At 64.8% G+C, this 17,000-nt stretch carries 15 protein-coding genes; 14 read left to right on the plus strand and 1 reads right to left on the minus strand.

Annotated elements, in window-relative coordinates:
• Positions 1-76: 76 nt before the first annotated feature.
• The 13 genes from AC0L27_RS20280 (at position 77) to fabZ (ending at position 15,676) form a co-directional block, all read left to right on the plus strand.
• Entirely contained in the window at positions 77-817 is a 741-nt protein-coding gene (locus tag AC0L27_RS20280; RefSeq protein ID WP_354209852.1) for a carbonic anhydrase, read from the plus strand.
• A gap of 178 nt (positions 818-995) precedes the next feature.
• Positions 996-3,515: a caspase family protein gene (locus AC0L27_RS20285; RefSeq protein ID WP_473320127.1), complete on the plus strand. Its 2,520-nt coding sequence runs from the start codon at positions 996-998 to the stop codon at positions 3,513-3,515.
• Positions 3,516-3,737: 222 nt separating this feature from the next.
• Complete coding sequence (locus AC0L27_RS20290; RefSeq protein WP_007610895.1) at positions 3,738-4,730, plus strand: 30S ribosomal protein S2; 993 nt, start codon at positions 3,738-3,740, stop codon at positions 4,728-4,730.
• Positions 4,731-4,861: 131 nt separating this feature from the next.
• A complete protein-coding gene (gene tsf, locus AC0L27_RS20295) occupies positions 4,862-5,785 on the plus strand; it encodes a translation elongation factor Ts (RefSeq protein ID WP_354059032.1) in 924 nt (307 codons plus the stop codon).
• Between the two features lie 60 nt (positions 5,786-5,845).
• Positions 5,846-6,562 (plus strand): UMP kinase, encoded by a 717-nt coding sequence (gene pyrH / locus AC0L27_RS20300; RefSeq protein ID WP_018455040.1) that lies wholly within the window; start codon positions 5,846-5,848, stop codon positions 6,560-6,562.
• Positions 6,563-6,628: 66 nt separating this feature from the next.
• Positions 6,629-7,192, plus strand: a complete 564-nt coding sequence (gene frr / locus AC0L27_RS20305; protein ID WP_007603628.1) for a ribosome recycling factor — start codon at positions 6,629-6,631, stop codon at positions 7,190-7,192.
• A gap of 93 nt (positions 7,193-7,285) precedes the next feature.
• Positions 7,286-8,044 carry an isoprenyl transferase gene (locus AC0L27_RS20310; RefSeq protein ID WP_275171272.1) on the plus strand — a complete coding sequence of 253 codons (759 nt, stop codon included), beginning with the start codon at positions 7,286-7,288 and terminating at the stop codon, positions 8,042-8,044.
• Positions 8,041-8,883, plus strand: a complete 843-nt coding sequence (locus AC0L27_RS20315; protein WP_354209850.1) for a phosphatidate cytidylyltransferase — start codon at positions 8,041-8,043, stop codon at positions 8,881-8,883. The genes AC0L27_RS20310 and AC0L27_RS20315 overlap by 4 nt, the downstream gene beginning before the upstream one ends.
• Before the next feature lie 4 nt (positions 8,884-8,887).
• A complete protein-coding gene (gene dxr, locus AC0L27_RS20320) occupies positions 8,888-10,111 on the plus strand; it encodes a 1-deoxy-D-xylulose-5-phosphate reductoisomerase (RefSeq protein ID WP_354209849.1) in 1,224 nt (407 codons plus the stop codon).
• Between the two features lie 44 nt (positions 10,112-10,155).
• On the plus strand, positions 10,156-11,307 hold the full coding sequence (gene rseP / locus AC0L27_RS20325) for an RIP metalloprotease RseP (RefSeq protein ID WP_275171269.1): 1,152 nt from the start codon (positions 10,156-10,158) through the stop codon (positions 11,305-11,307).
• A gap of 186 nt (positions 11,308-11,493) precedes the next feature.
• Positions 11,494-14,025, plus strand: coding sequence for an outer membrane protein assembly factor BamA (gene bamA, locus AC0L27_RS20330; RefSeq protein ID WP_354209848.1), 2,532 nt, complete (start codon positions 11,494-11,496; stop codon positions 14,023-14,025).
• A gap of 125 nt (positions 14,026-14,150) precedes the next feature.
• A complete protein-coding gene (gene lpxD, locus AC0L27_RS20335) occupies positions 14,151-15,218 on the plus strand; it encodes a UDP-3-O-(3-hydroxymyristoyl)glucosamine N-acyltransferase (RefSeq protein WP_354209847.1) in 1,068 nt (355 codons plus the stop codon).
• A 41-nt stretch (positions 15,219-15,259) separates the two neighbouring features.
• A complete protein-coding gene (fabZ, locus tag AC0L27_RS20340; RefSeq protein WP_051058562.1) occupies positions 15,260-15,676 on the plus strand; it encodes a 3-hydroxyacyl-ACP dehydratase FabZ in 417 nt (138 codons plus the stop codon).
• A gap of 6 nt (positions 15,677-15,682) precedes the next feature.
• Here the strand turns inward: fabZ and AC0L27_RS20345 are convergent, their stop codons facing one another.
• On the minus strand, positions 15,683-16,027 hold the full coding sequence (locus AC0L27_RS20345; protein WP_275171266.1) for a KTSC domain-containing protein: 345 nt from the start codon (positions 16,025-16,027) through the stop codon (positions 15,683-15,685).
• A gap of 175 nt (positions 16,028-16,202) precedes the next feature.
• Here AC0L27_RS20345 and lpxA point away from each other — a divergent pair, with 175 nt between their 5' ends.
• On the plus strand, positions 16,203-16,994 hold the full coding sequence (gene lpxA, locus AC0L27_RS20350; protein WP_275171265.1) for an acyl-ACP--UDP-N-acetylglucosamine O-acyltransferase: 792 nt from the start codon (positions 16,203-16,205) through the stop codon (positions 16,992-16,994).
• Positions 16,995-17,000: the final 6 nt, after the last annotated feature.

The following is a 17,000-nucleotide window of genomic DNA, read 5'->3' on the forward strand; positions in this document are numbered from 1 at the left end:
TGTTGTGGTTTCGTCACGTCATTGCGGCTATGATCGCGGCGATGCCATCGTCCACCTCGCCGGGAGGAAACGCGACATGTGCGACAAATGCTCTGAAGCTCTGCAGGGAAACACGGGGCCGTCGCGACGATCCGCGATGTTGTTTGGTGCCTCGGCGCTCGGCCTCGCGCTGACCGGCAGAGCCTTTGCCAAGGAGACCAAGGCGCCGCCCAAGCCGCAGAACGTGCTGTCGCCCGACGCATCATTGAAGCGCCTGACGGAAGGCAATGCGCGCTATGTCGACGGCGTGTCGCGGCGGCACGATTTCAAGCACGAGCGCGAGGCGTTGGCCGGCGGACAGAATCCGTTCGCGGCCGTGCTGAGCTGTGCCGATTCGCGCATCGCGCCGGAATATGCCTTCGACACGGGCCGTGGCGATCTGTTCGTCTGCCGCGTCGCAGGAAATTTCGCCGGCACGGAGACCATCGCCAGCATGGAATACGCGGTGGCCGTGCTCAACGCGCCGCTGATTCTGGTGCTGGGCCATGACAGTTGCGGCGCGGTCGATGCGACGCTGAAGGCGATCAAGGACAACAAGCCGCCACCGGGCCATATTCCCTCGCTGGTCGATGCGATCGCGCCCGCAGCGAAGGCTGCGATGCAGCAGGGTGGGGACGTCCTCGACAAGGCGATCCGGCAGAACGTCATCGACAATGTCGCGAAGCTTAAGTCGGCCGCGCCGATCCTCAATGCGGCCGTCGAGCAGGGCAAGCTGAAGGTCGTCGGCGGCATCTATCGGCTCACGACGGGAACGGTCGACCTGATCGCGCAGATCTGACGAGATGGACCGGCTCGCGCCGGTTCGTTGTCGCGAGGCTGACGCGGGCGCGCGGGCGCCATGCCGCCGCCTCAATCCAAGCCTTCGTTATTTGGAAGCCTTTCGTTCAAGTGCCATTCAGCTGGCGGCGCGTCTGATGCGCGGCGGCACCTCAACAACAAAAACGGGCAAGCAAGCCATGCGTGGGACGCTCAGAGCCTTCATTTGCCTTCTCCTGCCGATCGCGGTCCTAGCCGCCGGCGTACCGGATCCGGCGCGTGCGCAGCAGCAGGAAAAGCGTATCGCACTCGTGGTCGGCAACGGCGCCTATGCCAAGTCGCCGCTGGCGACGACGGCAAACGATGCCGGCCTGATCGCGCAGACGCTGCAGGCGGCGGGCTTCGACGTCGTCGGCGCCCGCGATCTCGACGGCGACACGCTGCGCAAGAGCTTTCGCGATTTCATCCAGAAGGCGCAGGCCTCCGGACCGGGCACCGTCGCGATGGTCTATCTCGCCGGCTATGGCGTGCAACTCGCCGGTGAGAACTACTTCATCCCGGTCGATTCCAACATCACCCGCGACACCGACATTCCGACCGAAGGCCTGCGCATCGGCGACTATCTCCGCCAGCTCGCCTCCGTTCCGCTCAAGGCCAATATCGTCGTGCTCGACGCAGCGCGGGCGCAGCCCTTCGTGGAGGGCGGCCAGCAGATCGCGGGCGGACTTGCGCTGGTCGAGCCCGACGCCAACATGCTGATCGCGTTCAACGCCGCGCCCGGCACGGTGGCGCCCGAGGAGCCCGGACCTTACGGCATCTATGCGCAATCGCTGGCGGAGATGATCCGCACCGGCGGCTTGCCGCTGCCTGAGGTGTTCGACCGCGTTCGCCTGCGCGTCAACGAGGCCAGCAAGGGCGCGCAGGTGCCCTGGAACGAGCAGAAGATATCGGCGCCATTCTCGTTCTTCGAGCGCGGGCCCGACGCGCCGCCGCCGGAGGCCGCACCCGACCAGGTCGCCGCGATCCGCAACAAGCCGATCCGCGATCTCGGCGTGCAGGATGCCTATGCCGCCGCGCTCACGCGCGACACGCTACCTGCCTACGAAGAGTTTCTCACCGCCTATCCGGGCGACCCGCTGTCGAAGCGGGTGATGGTGATCGTCGCGGCGCGCCGCGAGGCCATCACCTGGCGGCGGACCTATCGCACCGACACGCCGGAAGCCTATTGGTCGTATCTGCGTCGCTATCCGCGTGGTCCGCATGCGGCGGATGCGCGCCGGCGCCTGGCGATCCTCACCGCGCCGCCCGAGCCGCCGCCGAGCTTTGCGATGATCGACTACGACGTGCCGCCACCGCCGCCGGAGGAGGTGGTCTATGTCGACCGTCCCGTGCTGTATTTCAGCGATCCGGATTTTGGCTTCGCGCCGCCACCACCGCCGCCGGTCTACTATCTGCCGCCGCCGCCGCCGGATTTCGTTGTGCTGTCGCCGCCGATGCCGGTGATCGGCCTGTTCGTGCTGCCGCAGCCGATGTTCGTGCCGATCCCTGTGTTCGTCAGGCCGCCGGTCTATGTCGCACCGCCGCCGAACAATATCATCTATCAGAACATCCATAACAGGACGGTCATCAACACGGTGATCAACCAGCCGCCGGCACCGCCGGTGGGGGCGGGTGCCGGACCAGGCAATCTCACGCCGGCCATTGCCGGGCGCACCAATCCGGCTGGTCCAGCCATGCCGCAGGCGGCCGTGCAGCGCGCCACCCTGATCCAGCAGGGAAAGGCGCCGATGCCCCCGAGCGCGACGATGCAGCCGACGGCGAGGCCAGGAACGCCTCCGGCGCGGCCGGCCAATGTCGCGCCGACCGGTACGCCACCTCTCACTCCGCCTGCCAGTCCATCTGCCACTCCACTTGCAACCCCACCGGCCAAGCTGCCCCAAGCCAACACGCTGCCGGTTCCCGGCACCCATGGCGGCCCACCTGCACCGCCAGCGGGAGCCGGGCCATTGCCGGGCGGCAGACCCGGGCAGCCGACGGCCACCGCACCCGGCGCACCGCCGCCGACCCGTCCGGGAGCGCCTGCGGGGGTGCCGACGACTGCTACTCCCGGCGCTCCGCCGGCGGCTCATCCCGGTGCGCCGACCGCCGCCGCGCCGGCGACTGCGGCCACGCCGACAAACTCAGCCGCTGTGCCCGGCCAACTGCCGAAGCCGCCGGTGGCACAGGCCCCGCCCGGGACCGGGCCTGGGGACCATGGCAAGTCCGCGACCCGCGAGCCCGCTGGTTCGCCGGCGGCTGCCCGCACGCCTCCTGGCGCAATTGGACGACCGGTCACGCCGCCGCCTTCGGCGGCGCGGGAGCCGATCAGGCCGCAGCATCAGCCGAGCGCTGCTCCCGCCCAGGCTGCCCGGCCGTCGGCACCACCACCGCGGCCTCAGGCCGTGGCGCGGCCGACGCCTCCGCCTCCGTCGCGTATTGCGCCGCCGCCACCGGCGCGGGTGGCTCCGCCCGTAGCGGTCGCTCGGCCGGCGCCGCCGCCAATGGCGCGACCCGCGCCGCCGCCGCCGGTCGCCCGGCCGGCGCCACCTCCGCCGCCCCGGATGGCCGTCGCGCCACCGCCGCCGCCACGGCCGGCAGCACCGCCGCCAGCACCTCCGCCGCGTCCCGCGGCTCCGCCGCCGGCGGCAAAGAAGTGCCCGCCGAACCAGCCCAGATGCTAGGCAGGGGCTAGGCCGCCGCGCGGTCTTTAGGGAAGGGGGGCCTCTCGCGGGCGAAAGCCGCCCCGAAAGGCCCTTATTTCCTTGCTTCTGGCCGAAATCGCGCTATACACCGCGCCATCTCACACGGAAGCATGGCTCACAAGGCCGTCCGGTGGCAGCCGGGGCGACAACGCTCCGTTCTGCTCACACGCTTCCGGAGGAACCAACCGGAGAATTAGAACGATGGCACTACCCGATTTCACTATGCGTCAGCTCCTCGAAGCCGGCGTGCACTTTGGTCACCAGTCTCACCGCTGGAATCCGAAAATGGCGCCGTTCATTTTCGGCGCTCGCAACAACATCCACATCGTCGACCTCGCGCAGACCGTGCCGTTGCTGCACAACGCCTTGCAGGCGGTCAGCGACACCGTCGCCAAGGGCGGCCGCATCCTGTTCGTCGGCACCAAGCGCCAGGCGCAGGACGGCGTTGCCGACGCGGCCAAGCGCTGCGCTCAGTACTTCGTCAATTCGCGCTGGCTCGGCGGCACGCTGACCAACTGGAAGACGATCTCGGGCTCGATCAAGCGCCTGCGCCATCTCGACGACGTGCTCGCCGGCGGCGATGCCTCCTCCTACACCAAGAAGGAGCGCCTGACGCTTCAGCGCGAGCGCGACAAGCTCGACCGCTCGCTCGGCGGCATCAAGGACATGGGCGGTCTGCCCGACCTGATCTTCGTGATCGACACCAACAAGGAAGACATCGCGATCCAGGAAGCCCAGCGGCTCAACATCCCGGTCGCCGCGATCGTCGACACCAATTCGGATCCGAAGGGCATCACCTATGTGGTGCCGGGAAATGACGACGCCGGCCGCGCGATCGCGCTCTATTGCGATCTGATCGCGCGCGCTGCGATCGACGGCATTTCGCGCGCCCAGGGTGACTCCGGCATCGACGTCGGCGCTTCGGTTCGGCCGGTCGCAGAAGAGCTGCCCGCTGCCACGAGCGGCTTCCAGGGCCTCGCCGGTCCGCGCGGCACCTCCGACGACCTCAAGAAGCTCCCGGGCGTATCGGGCGCGATCGAGAAGAAGTTCAACGACCTCGGCATCTTCCACTTCTGGCAGCTGGCCGAGCTCGATCACGACACCGCGCACAAGATCGGCGAAGAAGTCGGCCTGCCGAGCCGTGCGGACGCCTGGGTGGCCAAGGCCAAGGCGCTGACCGCGGAAGCGGAATAGTCAAAAAGAGCGATGGGTTGGCCGGACAAGCTCCGGCCACCATTTCAGTTGACGCGAATTCCTGAGATGGACCGCGGCGAGGCGATCTGGCCGCGCCGCGGTAAACCGGCAGGCAAAAAGGATTTTGAACGATGGCAACGATCACAGCTGCGATGGTCAAGGACCTGCGCGAGTCGACCGGCGCAGGCATGATGGACTGCAAGGCCGCGCTGACCGAAAATGACGGCAACCTGGAAGCGGCGCAGGATTGGCTGCGCAAGAAGGGCCTGTCGAAGGCCGCCAAGAAGTCGGGCCGCGTCGCCGCGGAGGGTCTGATCGGCGCGCTCACCAAGGGCAACAAGGGCGTCGTGGTCGAGGTCAATTCCGAGACCGACTTCGTCGCGCGCAACGGCCAGTTTCAGGGCCTCGTCAAGATGATCGCCCAGGTCGCATTCAACGTCGGCGCCGATGTCGAGAAGATCAAGGCCGCCAAGGTCGGCGACGTCACGATCGAAACAGCGATCAATGACGCGATCGCCACCATCGGCGAGAACATGACGCTGCGCCGCGCAGCTTCGCTCGAAGTCAGCCAGGGCGTGGTGTCGAGCTACGTCCACGGCGCGGTCGTCGAGGGCGCCGGCAAGATGGGCGTGATCGTGGCGCTGGAATCGCCGGGCAAGGCCGACGAGCTCGCAACGCTTGGCCGCCAGATTGCGATGCATGTCGCGGCCGCCAACCCGCTGGCGCTCGATCCGTCCGGTCTCGATCCGGCGGTCGTCAAGCGCGAGAAGGACGTGCTCGCCGACAAATATCGCCAGCAGGGCAAGCCCGAGAACGTGATCGAGAAGATCGTCGAGTCCGGCCTGAAGACCTATTACAAGGAAGTCTGCCTGCTCGAGCAGGCCTTCATCCACGACACCGGCAAGTCGGTGGCGCAGGCGGTGAAGGAAGCCGAAGGCAAGGTCGGCGGCCCGGTGAAGATCGCGGGCTTTGTGCGCTATGCTCTCGGTGAGGGAATCGAGAAGCAGGAAAGCGACTTCGCGGCCGAGGTCGCGGCGGCCAGCGGCAAGAAGTAAGCGCCGGAACGTTCCTTCCGGCGTGCCGCCGGAAGCGGCGCCCGGACAAGGAAAGTGCTCATGACTGATCCGGTCTATCGTCGCGTCGTGATCAAGCTGTCCGGCGAATATCTCGCGGGACCGCAGGGTTTTGGCATCGATCAACCGACCATCGACCGGGTCGCCGACGATCTGATCGCAGCCCGCCATCTCGGCACCGAAGTGGCCGTCGTGATCGGCGGCGGCAATCTCTTTCGCGGTGTCGAGGTCTCCTCGCGCGGCGTGTCGCGCCCGACCGGCGACACCATGGGCATGCTAGCTACGATGATGAACTGCCTCGCGCTCGAAGCCACGATCGAGCGCAAGGGCACGCCTGCGCGCACGCTGTCGGCCTTCGTCATGCCCGAGATTTCCGAGCTGTTCACCCGCACCGCGGCGCACAAATACCTCGCCGAGGGCCGGATCGTGCTGCTGGGCGGCGGAACCGGTAATCCGTTCTTCACCACCGACACGACCGCGGTGCTGCGTGCCGCCGAGATCGGCGCCCAGGCGGTGCTGAAGGCGACCAATGTCGACGGCGTTTACTCGGCCGACCCGAAGAAGGACCCGACGGCGACGCGATTCGACCGTCTGACGCATTCGCAGGCGATCGAGGGCGGCTACAAGGTGATGGATGCGACCGCCTTCGCGCTTGCCCGCGAGACGTCGCTGCCTATCATCGTGTTCTCGATTGCGGAGCCGGGTTCGATCGGCGCTGTACTGCGTGGCGGCGGCCACGGAACCATTGTCGCCGGCTGACGGCTTGTCGTTGCGCCCTTTAGGAGGGGTGCGGAGAGGTCGCCGGGATTTTGAAGGAGAAACGTGATGGCCACGGATAATTTCGATCTCAACGAAGTGAAGCGCCGCATGCAGGGGGCGATCCAGTCGCTCAAGCACGAACTTGGCGGGCTGCGCACCGGTCGCGCCTCGGCCTCGATGCTCGATCCGGTGCAGGTCGACGCCTATGGCAGCCACATGCCGCTGAACCAGCTCGCCACCGTCAGCGTGCCGGAGCCGCGCCTGATTTCGGTGCAGGTCTGGGACAAGTCGATGGTCAAGGCAGTGGAGAAGGCGATCGTCGATTCCAATCTCGGCCTGTCGCCGGCGACTGAAGGCCAGGTGCTGCGCCTGCGCATCCCCGAGCTCAACGAGGAGCGTCGCAAGGAGCTCGTCAAGGTCGCGCACAAATACGCGGAAGCCGCCAAGGTCGCCGCGCGCCATGTTCGCCGCGACGGTCTCGACGTTCTCAAGAAGCTCGAGAAGAATCACGAGATGTCCGAGGACGATCAGAAGCGCCATGCCGACGAGGTGCAGAAGGCGACCGACGGCACGATCTCCGAGATCGACCAGTTGCTGGCCGCCAAGGAAAAAGAAATCCTCACCGTCTAAAGCGCGCCGGATCGCGCTTTAGGTTATTGTTCGCGCATGATCTTTTCGGAAAACCGCTTCGCATTCTTCCGGATCATGCTTTAAGGCAGCCTCATGTCCAACGCCGCCGCGCCCGCAACGGAAGGACCCGATCGGTCCGATGCGCCTGCGCATGTCGCCATCATCATGGATGGCAACGGGCGTTGGGCGGCCGCGCGCGGCTTGCCACGGGCGGAAGGCCATCGCCGCGGCGTGGAGGCCCTGCGCCGCGTGGTTCGCGCGTCGCATGAGCTTGGCATCCGCTATCTCACCATCTTCTCCTTCAGTTCGGAAAACTGGTCACGCCCGGCGAGCGAGATCGGCGATCTCTTTGGCCTGTTGCGCCGCTTCATCCGCAATGATCTGGCGAGCCTGCATCGCGACGGCGTCAGGGTGCGCATCATCGGCGAGCGGGACGGACTTGAGGGCGACATCTGCGCACTTCTCAACGAGGCGGAGGAACTGACGCGCGATAACACGCGGCTCACGCTCGTCGTCGCCTTCAATTACGGCTCGCGGCAGGAGATCGCGAAGGCGGCGCAGAAGCTCGCGCGCGAAGTCGCCGAGGGCCGGCGCAATCCTGATACGATCGACGCCGAGACACTGGGCGCTCATCTCGACGCGCCCGACATTCCCGATCCCGATCTCATCATCCGCACCAGTGGCGAGCAGCGTCTGTCCAACTTCCTGATGTGGCAGGCCGCCTATAGCGAGCTTGTCTTCGTGCCGATTCACTGGCCCGATTTCGACAAGGCGGCGCTGGAAGGCGCAATCGCCGAATTCGCCAGGCGCGAGCGCCGTTTCGGCGGCCTGGTCGCGAAAACCGCCTCGTGAGCGAACCCGACTCCGCACCGGCCGGCTCTCAGCCTGCCCCGAGCAATCTCGTGATGCGAATTCTCGCAGCGTTGGTGCTGGCGCCGCTCGCCATTGCGCTCGCTTATGCCGGCGGCTGGCTCTGGGCGCTGCTCGTCACCCTGGTGTCGATCGGACTGTTCGCGGAATGGCTGATGGTGGTGGGCGCAGGCTCGACCGCGTTGACCGGGGCGGGGACGATCGTCATCGCCACAATGGGCTTGTGCGTTGCCTTTGGCGCGCTGAAGACCGCAATCATCACCGGCCTCATTGGTGGCGCGGTCGTGACGGTGATCGCGCGGGGCAAGTTCGTCTGGGCGGCCTCCGGATTCGCCTATGCATCGGCGGCGCTACTCGCCTCGATCCTGCTGCGGAAGGATCTCGTGAACGGCTTCGCCGCGCTGATGTTCGTGCTGCTCGTGGTATGGGCGACCGATATCGGCGGCTATTTCGCTGGCCGCGGCATTGGCGGACCGAAGCTGTGGCCGCGCGTCAGCCCGAAGAAGACCTGGGCAGGAGCGCTCGGCGGCTTTGCCGCGAGCCTTTTGGTCGCGGCCGGCTTTGCCGCTTGCGGGATCGGAAAGTTGGCTCCATTGCTGCTCGTCGCCGCGGTCCTCTCGGTCGTGTCGGCCTGCGGCGATCTGTTCGAATCCGCGGTCAAGCGGCGCTTCGATGTCAAGGATTCCAGTCACTTAATTCCCGGCCACGGCGGGCTATTGGACCGTCTGGACGGTTTTGTCGCTGCCATCCTGGTGGCATGGATTATCGGCTTCCTCCGCCATGGTGTGCATAGCGCCGGAAGCGGTCTTATGGTTTGGTGAACATATGAGCGCGGTTCCATTGCGTAACAACAAGGCTGCGGCGTCGACCGTCCGCAGCGTCACGGTTCTCGGCGCCACCGGCTCGATCGGCGACAGCACGATGGATCTGCTGCGCGCCACTCCGGAGCGCTACCGTGTCGAGGCATTGACGGCGAACAGCAATGTCGAGGCGCTGGCAAAGCTCGCGAAAGAGTTTTCCGCGCGCTACGTCGCGATCGCCGACACCTCCAAGTTTGCCGAGCTCAAGGCTGCGCTCGCGGGCACCGCCACTGAATGCGGCGCCGGCGAAAGCGCGGTGATCGAGGCTGGCGCGCGTCCGGCCGAGTGGGTGATGGCCGCCGTGAGTGGCGCGGCCGGGCTGAAGCCGGCACTGGCCGCGGTCGATCGCGGCGCGCATGTCGCGCTCGCCAACAAGGAATGTCTCGTCTGCGCCGGCGATTTCTTCATGCAGCGCGCGGCGAAAGCGGGCGCCTGCATCCTGCCTGCGGATTCCGAGCACAATGCGCTGTTTCAGGCGCTTGGCTCTGGCAATCGCGACGAGCTCGTCCGTGTCATCATCACGGCCTCCGGCGGCCCGTTCCGGACCTGGAAGCCTGCCGACATCGAGCAGGCGACACTCGCGCAAGCCCTGAAGCATCCGAACTGGAGCATGGGCCAGAAGATCACGATCGATTCCGCCTCGATGATGAACAAGGGGCTTGAGGTGATCGAGGCTTCCTATCTGTTCGCTCTGAGTCCGGACGAGATCGACGTCCTCGTACATCCGCAGTCGATCGTCCACGGCATGGTCGAGTTCTCCGATCGCTCGGTCGTGGCCCAGCTCGGCTCACCCGACATGCGCACGCCGATCGCGCATTGCCTCGGCTGGCCCGACCGCATCAAGGGGCCGGCCGCCAAGCTGGATCTGGCCAAGATTGGCCAGTTGACCTTCGAGGCGCCGGATTTCGAGCGCTTCCCCGGGCTGCGCCTCGCCTTCGATTCGCTCCGGACCGGGAAGGGGGCGACCACGGTCTACAACGCCGCCAACGAGGTCGCGGTCGCCGCCTTCATCGCCGGCAAGATCCGGTTCGGGGCGATTGCCCGGCTGGTGGAGGCGACGCTGGACGACTGGATCCGCAGCGGGAACCAAGCCCCGCTGACGTCAGCGGACGATGCAATCGCCGTTGACCATGTTGCGCGAAATAGGGCTGCCGCCCTATTGCCTCAAATTGCCTTAAAGGCATCCTAGATGGTTCGGGGCCAGGGCCTTGCGGCGCTGGATGAGGGAATTCGATGATCGACTTTTTCGTCCATAGTTTTAATACGTTGAGCCATGGGCTCCTCGGCTACGCGGTTCCCTTCCTGTTCGTCCTGACCATCGTCGTGTTCTTCCATGAGCTCGGCCATTTTCTGGTCGCGCGCTGGGCGGGCGTTCGCGTGTTAACTTTTTCGCTCGGTTTCGGACCTGAGCTGGTCGGCTTCAACGACCGCCATGGCACCCGCTGGAAGATCTCGGCGATCCCGCTCGGCGGCTACGTCAAGTTCTTCGGCGATGAGAGCGAGGCTTCGACGCCATCGTCCGAGAAGCTTGCAGCCATGACGGCCGAGGAGCGCGCCGGCAGCTTCCATCACAAGAAGGTCGGCCCGCGCGCCGCCATCGTTGCCGCCGGACCGATCGCCAATTTCATCCTGGGCGCGCTGATCTTCGCCGGCATGGCGCTGTATTACGGCAAGCCAAGCACGATCGCACGCGTCGACGGTGTGGTCGCCGACGGCGCTGCGGCGGCAGCCGGCTTCAAGATTGGCGACGTCGTCGTCCAGATCGACGGCAAGCCGATCGAAAGCTTTGCCGATATGCAACGCATGGTTGCGATGAATGCCGGTTCGCCGCTTGCCTTCCAGGTCAAGAGGGACGGCACCATCGTGTCGCTGACCGCGACGCCGGCGCTGCTCGAGCGCAAGGATCCCTTCGGCAACAGCCATCGTCTCGGCGTGCTCGGCATCGAGCATAAGTCTCAGGCCGGCGAGGCCTCGACGTCGCCGGTCGGCGTCGGCGAAGCACTCAAGATCGGGGTTGAACAGGTCTGGTTCATCATCACCAGTACCTTCAAGTTCCTGGGCTCGTTGTTCGTCGGGAACGGCAATCCGAACGAGGTCAGCGGCGTGCTTGGCATTGCCAAGATGTCGGGGCAGGCCGCCAGCGCCGGGTTCCAGTTCGTGATCAACCTCTGCGCGGTTCTGTCGGTGTCGATCGGCCTGTTGAATCTGTTCCCGATCCCGCTGCTCGATGGCGGTCACCTTATGTTCTATGCGGCGGAGGTGGCGCGGGGGCGACCCCTGTCCGAGCGAACTCAGGAGATGGGGTTCCGAATCGGGCTCGGCTTGGTGCTGATGTTGATGGTGTTTGCCACCTATAACGACATCCTCCGGATGGCCTCGTCCTGATAGGGGCTTTTTTGTGGCGTTGCGGGGCGTTGCTCTTGGGCAACGTCTTGGAATGAAAATGAAATTACGGCGCGCTCGGCCGTTTGCGGCGTCGGTGAAATTGTCTACAAGCGGCTTGAACTTGGGGAATCTCCAGACCGGCTTTGGGGTTGGGTCTGGTACGGAATGATAAGGGCGCGTTGCGCAATGAAGTTTGGACTGCGACTCCGGGGGGGCTTGCTCGCAACCCTGATCATGTTCGGCGCGCCGGTGCTTGCCCCGGTTGGGGCTGCCTTTGTGTCTTCGTCTGCGCTTGCTCAGACCGTGCAGTCGATTTCCGTCGAGGGAAATCGCCGCGTCGAGGTGGAGACGATCCGCTCTTACTTCAAGCCGGGTCCCGGCGGTCGCTTGGATCAAGGCGCCATCGACGACGGCCTCAAGGCGTTGATCGAGACCGGCCTGTTCCAGGACGTCAGGATCAACCGCGGTGCCGGTGGCCAGATCGTCGTCTCCGTGGTGGAAAACCCGGTGATCGGCCGCATTGCGTTCGAGGGCAACAAGAAGATCAAGGACGAGCAGCTCACTGGTGAAGTCCAGTCCAAGGCGCGCGGCACCTTCTCGCGCGCCATGGTGCAGTCCGACACGCTGCGAATCGCCGAAATCTATCGCCGTTCCGGTCGCTACGACGTCCGCGTCACGCCTGAAATCATCGAGCAGCCGAACAACCGCGTCGATCTCGTCTTCACGGTCGAGGAGGGCGCCAAGACCGGCGTCAAGTCGATCGAGTTCGTCGGCAACAACGCGTTCTCGTCCTACCGCCTGCGCGACATCATCAAGACCCACGAGTCGAACCTGCTGAGCTTCCTCGCCAGCAGCGACATCTACGATCCCGATCGGGTCGAGGCCGACCGCGACCTGATCCGCCGCTTCTATCTCAAGAACGGTTTCGCCGACGTCCAGGTCGTAGCCGCGCTCACCGAATACGATCCGGAGAAGAAGGGCTTCAACGTTACCTTCAAGATCGAGGAAGGCTCGCAATACCGGGTCGGCTCGATCGACTTCCGCTCCAGCATTCCGAACTTCGATCCCACCTCGATGCGCAACTATTCGCGCGTCAATGTCGGCTCGCTCTATAACGTCGAATCGGTCGAGAAGTCGGTCGAGGAGATGCAGATCGAAGCCTCACGGCGCGGTTATGCCTTCGCCGTGGTCCGTCCCGGCGGCGACCGCAACTTCGAAGCGCACACCGTGTCGGTCGTATTCAACATCGACGAGGGTCCGCGCACCTATATCGAACGCATCAACCTTCGCGGCAACACCCGCACGCGCGACTACGTGATTCGTCGCGAGTTCGACGTCTCCGAGGGCGATGCCTACAACCGCGCGCTGGTCGACCGTGCCGAGCGTCGCTTGAAGAACCTCGACTATTTCAAGACCGTGAAGATCACGACGGAGCCCGGCTCGTCGAGCGACCGCGTGATCCTGCTCGTGGACATGGAAGAGAAATCGACCGGCGACTTCTCGGTCTCGGGTGGTTACTCCACCACCGACGGCGCGCTGGCCGAAGTCTCGGTCTCCGAGCGCAATTTGCTCGGCCGCGGCCTGTTCGCCAAGGCGGCGGTGACCTATGGTCAGTACGCCCGCGGCTATTCGCTGTCGTTCGTCGAACCCTATTTGCTCGACTACCGTGTCGCGCTGGGTCTCGACCTCTATCAGCGTGAGCAGAGGTCCAACAGCTACATCTCCTACGGCACCAAGACGCTCGGCTTCTCGCCGCGCCTCGGTTTCTCCCTGCGTGAAGATCTGTCGCTGCAGGTCCGCTACTCGATCTATCGGCAGGAAATCACGCTGCCGTCCACCTTGGCGAACTGTAATAACAATGTGGGCTCGGCGGCTTTTAACCCCAGCCCGGCCTTTGCCAACCTCAACGGCCTCGACCTGAGCTCGACCAATGGCCTGGGCTGCTACAGCGACGGTGAAGCCTCGCTGCCGGTGCGCAAGGAGCTTGCCAACGGCAAGACCCTGACCTCGGCGCTCGGTTACACGCTGACCTACAACACGCTCGACAACAACAAGAACCCCACCGACGGTCTGCTCGTCGACTTCCGTCAGGACTTCGCCGGCGTCGGCGGCGACGTCTCTTACCTGAAGTCGGTTGTCGACGCTAAGTACTACACTCCGCTGGTGTCCGACATCGTCGGCCTGGTCCGGTTGCAGGGCGGCATGCTGAACAAGATGGGCAGCGATCTGCGCATGCTCGATCACTTCCAGATGGGCCCGAACCTCGTCCGTGGCTTTGCCCCGAACGGCATCGGACCGCGCGATTTGAACCCCTTCGGTACGCAGGACGCACTTGGTGGCACCAAATATTGGGGTGCTTCGCTCGAACTGCAGATGCCGTTCTGGTTCCTGCCGAAGGAAGTGGGTCTGAAGGGCGCCGTGTACGCCGACGCCGGCGGGCTGTTCGACTATCAGGGCCCGACGACGTGGTCGGTGACCAACGAAGTGACCACGACCAGGAATTCGAGCTGCACGCCGTCGACCGTCAATCCAGCTTCGGCTGGAACCTGCACCGGCCTGGTCTATGACAACGGCAATGCCGTCCGGTCGTCGGTCGGCGTCGGCTTGATCTGGGCCTCGCCGTTCGGTCCGCTGCGCTTCGATTACGCCGTGCCGCTGACCAAGGGCAAGAACGACCGTACGCAGGAGTTCCGGTTCGGCGGCGGCACCTCGTTCTAATTCGAACAGCACGGCACGATCCGGACCACAGGAGCCGGTTTCCGAAAGGGATCGTGCCAATCCAGGAGATGAGGCATGATGCGGCTTGGCCGCTTCATGCCGAAGCCGGACCGCGACGGGGTGGAATGGCGCAGCCGACCTTCTTCACACAGCCGCCCGCCTCAGCGCTGGCTGACATAGCCACGCTGACCAAGGCGGAGTTGGTCGATCCCGCCAGGGGCGGCCACATCATCAGGGGTCTTGCTTCGCTCGACGAAGCCGGCCCGATGCACCTGACGTTCTTCGACAATCTCAAATATGCCGATGAGCTCAAGACGACCAAGGCCGGTGCTTGCCTGGTGAGCCCACGCTTCGAGGCCCGGGTGCCCGCGCATGTGGCCGTGCTGCGGGCGCCGCAGCCGTTCCGCTCCTTCGTCAGGATCGCGCGGGAGTGGCATGGCGACGCGCTCCGGCCGCAATCCTGGACCGATAACGAGGGCATCGCGCCGTCGGCCATCATCGATCCCACGGCGAGGCTCGAGGACGGCGTGATCGTCGATCCCCTGGCCGTGATCGGCCCTGACGTGGAGATCGGCAGCGGGACGGTGATCGGTGTGGGGGCCGTGATCGGCCCCGGCGTCAAGATCGGCCGGGACTGCAATGTCGGCGCACGCACCGCCATCCAGTGCGCGCTGATCGGCAACGACGTGCTGATCCACCCCGGCTGCTCGATCGGCCAGGACGGCTACGGCTTCATCTTCTTCGGCCCTGAGGGCCATCTAAAAGTGCCCCAGACCGGCCGCGTGCTGATTCAGAACAATGTGGAGGTCGGCGCCGGCACCACCATTGATCGAGGGTCCTTGCGCGACACCGTGATCGGGGAAGGCACCAAAATCGACAATCAGGTCCAGATCGGCCACAATGTCACCATTGGCCGGCACTGCCTGCTGGCAGCCCAGATCGGCCTTGCCGGCAGCCTGACCCTCGGCGACAACGTGGCGCTGGGTGCGAAGGTGGGCATCAACAATCACGTCAAGATCGGGGATGGAGCTCAGGTGACTGCCATGAGTGGCGTCAAGGACGACGTTCCTCCCAACGGACGCTGGGGTGGTTTTTTTGCCAAGCCGACCCGGCAGTGGTTCAAGGAAATTTTGGCGGTCGAGCGCTTGGCGCGCGACAGCAAGGCGGATCCGAAGCAGGAGGAACGGGAGTGACGGACGAAGCACCGGTCAGGTTCGAGCTTGTGGACATCAACATGATCCTGCAAACGCTCCCGCACCGTTTTCCGATGCTGCTGATCGATCGCGTGATCAACATCCGCACCGATTACAGCGGCATCGGCATCAAGAACGTCACCTTCAACGAACCGCCGTTCCAGGGCCACTTTCCCGATCGCCCGGTCTATCCCGGCGTCATGATGATCGAAGCGATGGCGCAGACTGCGGGTGTGATCGGCATCAAGTCGGTCGAGGGCACCGACAAGCCGCGCGCGGTCTACTTCCTGACCATCGACAAGTGCAAGTTCCGCAAGCCGGTGCTGCCCGGCGATACCATCGAATATCACATGCGCTCGATCGGCCGCCGCAAGGCCATGTGGTGGTTTCACGGCGACGCCAAGGTCAACGGCCAGGTGGTTGCGGAGGCCGACGTCGGCGCCATGCTGACCGACTGAGCGGGATCAACTTCTCTGGATACGCTCGCGTGCAGGACACGCGTACCGGACGCCGTTGACTTCGCGCTTGATGTTCTGGTTGAAGAACTGGCCCATGGACGGTGCGCCCAGCAGGCGCTCGACCGTGTCGATTGGCACGCCGCAATAGCGGTCATAAGCGCCGTCCACAGCCACGACGAGGGCCTGCTGCGCACGGTCGTAACAGACCCGCTGGAGCACCGTGCTGCGGCTGATGTCGCGGCATTCGAACGTCGCGAGGTCGATGGGGCGGTGTTCGCCGGTCTCAATCGTCTCGGACACGATCGGCGCGGTCACGAGCTGTGTGAGGAGAAGTGCCAGGGCCCTGACCACGATACCTGAAGCTCCGCATGAACTTGTTGATGAGCCGGGAAGGCTGCCTCATCCGGCACTTGAAACACGGAAAGATCATACGTCACTGGACAGATCGGGCATAGTCGCGCTAACCAGCGGAAAACCGAGCGACTTCAACACCTAATCAGACCTTCTTGATGAGTCAGATTGCTTGATGAGTAAGATTGATCCCACCGCACGGATCGCGGACGGCGCCGTGATCGGCGAGGGCACCGAGATCGGCCCCTTCTGCATCATCGGTGCGCATGTCGTGATCGGCAGTAACTGCAAGCTGATCGGACATGTGCATATCACCGCGCAGACCACGATCGGTGACGATTGCACCATCTATCCGTTCGCCTCGCTCGGCACGCCGCCGCAATCGCTCAGCTATCGTGGCGAATTGACGAAGCTCAAGATCGGTTCGGGCTGCACCATCCGCGAATCCGTGACCATGAACGCCGGCACGGTCGCAGGCGGCGGTATCACAGAGGTCGGCGACCGCAACTATTTCATGAATTGCAGCCATGTCGGCCATGACTGCCATGTCGGCAACGACGTGATCTTCGCGACCTCGGCCACGCTCGGCGGTCACTGCGAGATCGGTGATTTCGTCTTTATCGGCGGCTTGTCCGCGGTGCACCAGTTCACCCGCATCGGCCCGCAAGTTATGGTCGGCGGCGTATGTGGCGTGCGCGACGACGTCATTCCGTTCGGCCTCGTCAACGGCCAGTACGCCGTGCTCGAAGGCCTCAACCTGATCGGCATGAAGCGGCGCAAGTTCACCAAGCAGCGGCTTGCGACCGTGCGCGCGTTCTATCAGAAACTCTTCCATGGCCCCGCTACCTTTGCCGAACGCCTGGAGGCGGCGCGGCCGCTCGCCGGTGAAGATCCGGCCATCGGCGAAATCCTCGACTTCATCGGCAAGGGCAAGCGCCCGCTCTGTCTTCCCGCCGTCGCGAAGTGATGATGG

This window comes from Bradyrhizobium sp. Ken51 (genome assembly GCF_055807435.1).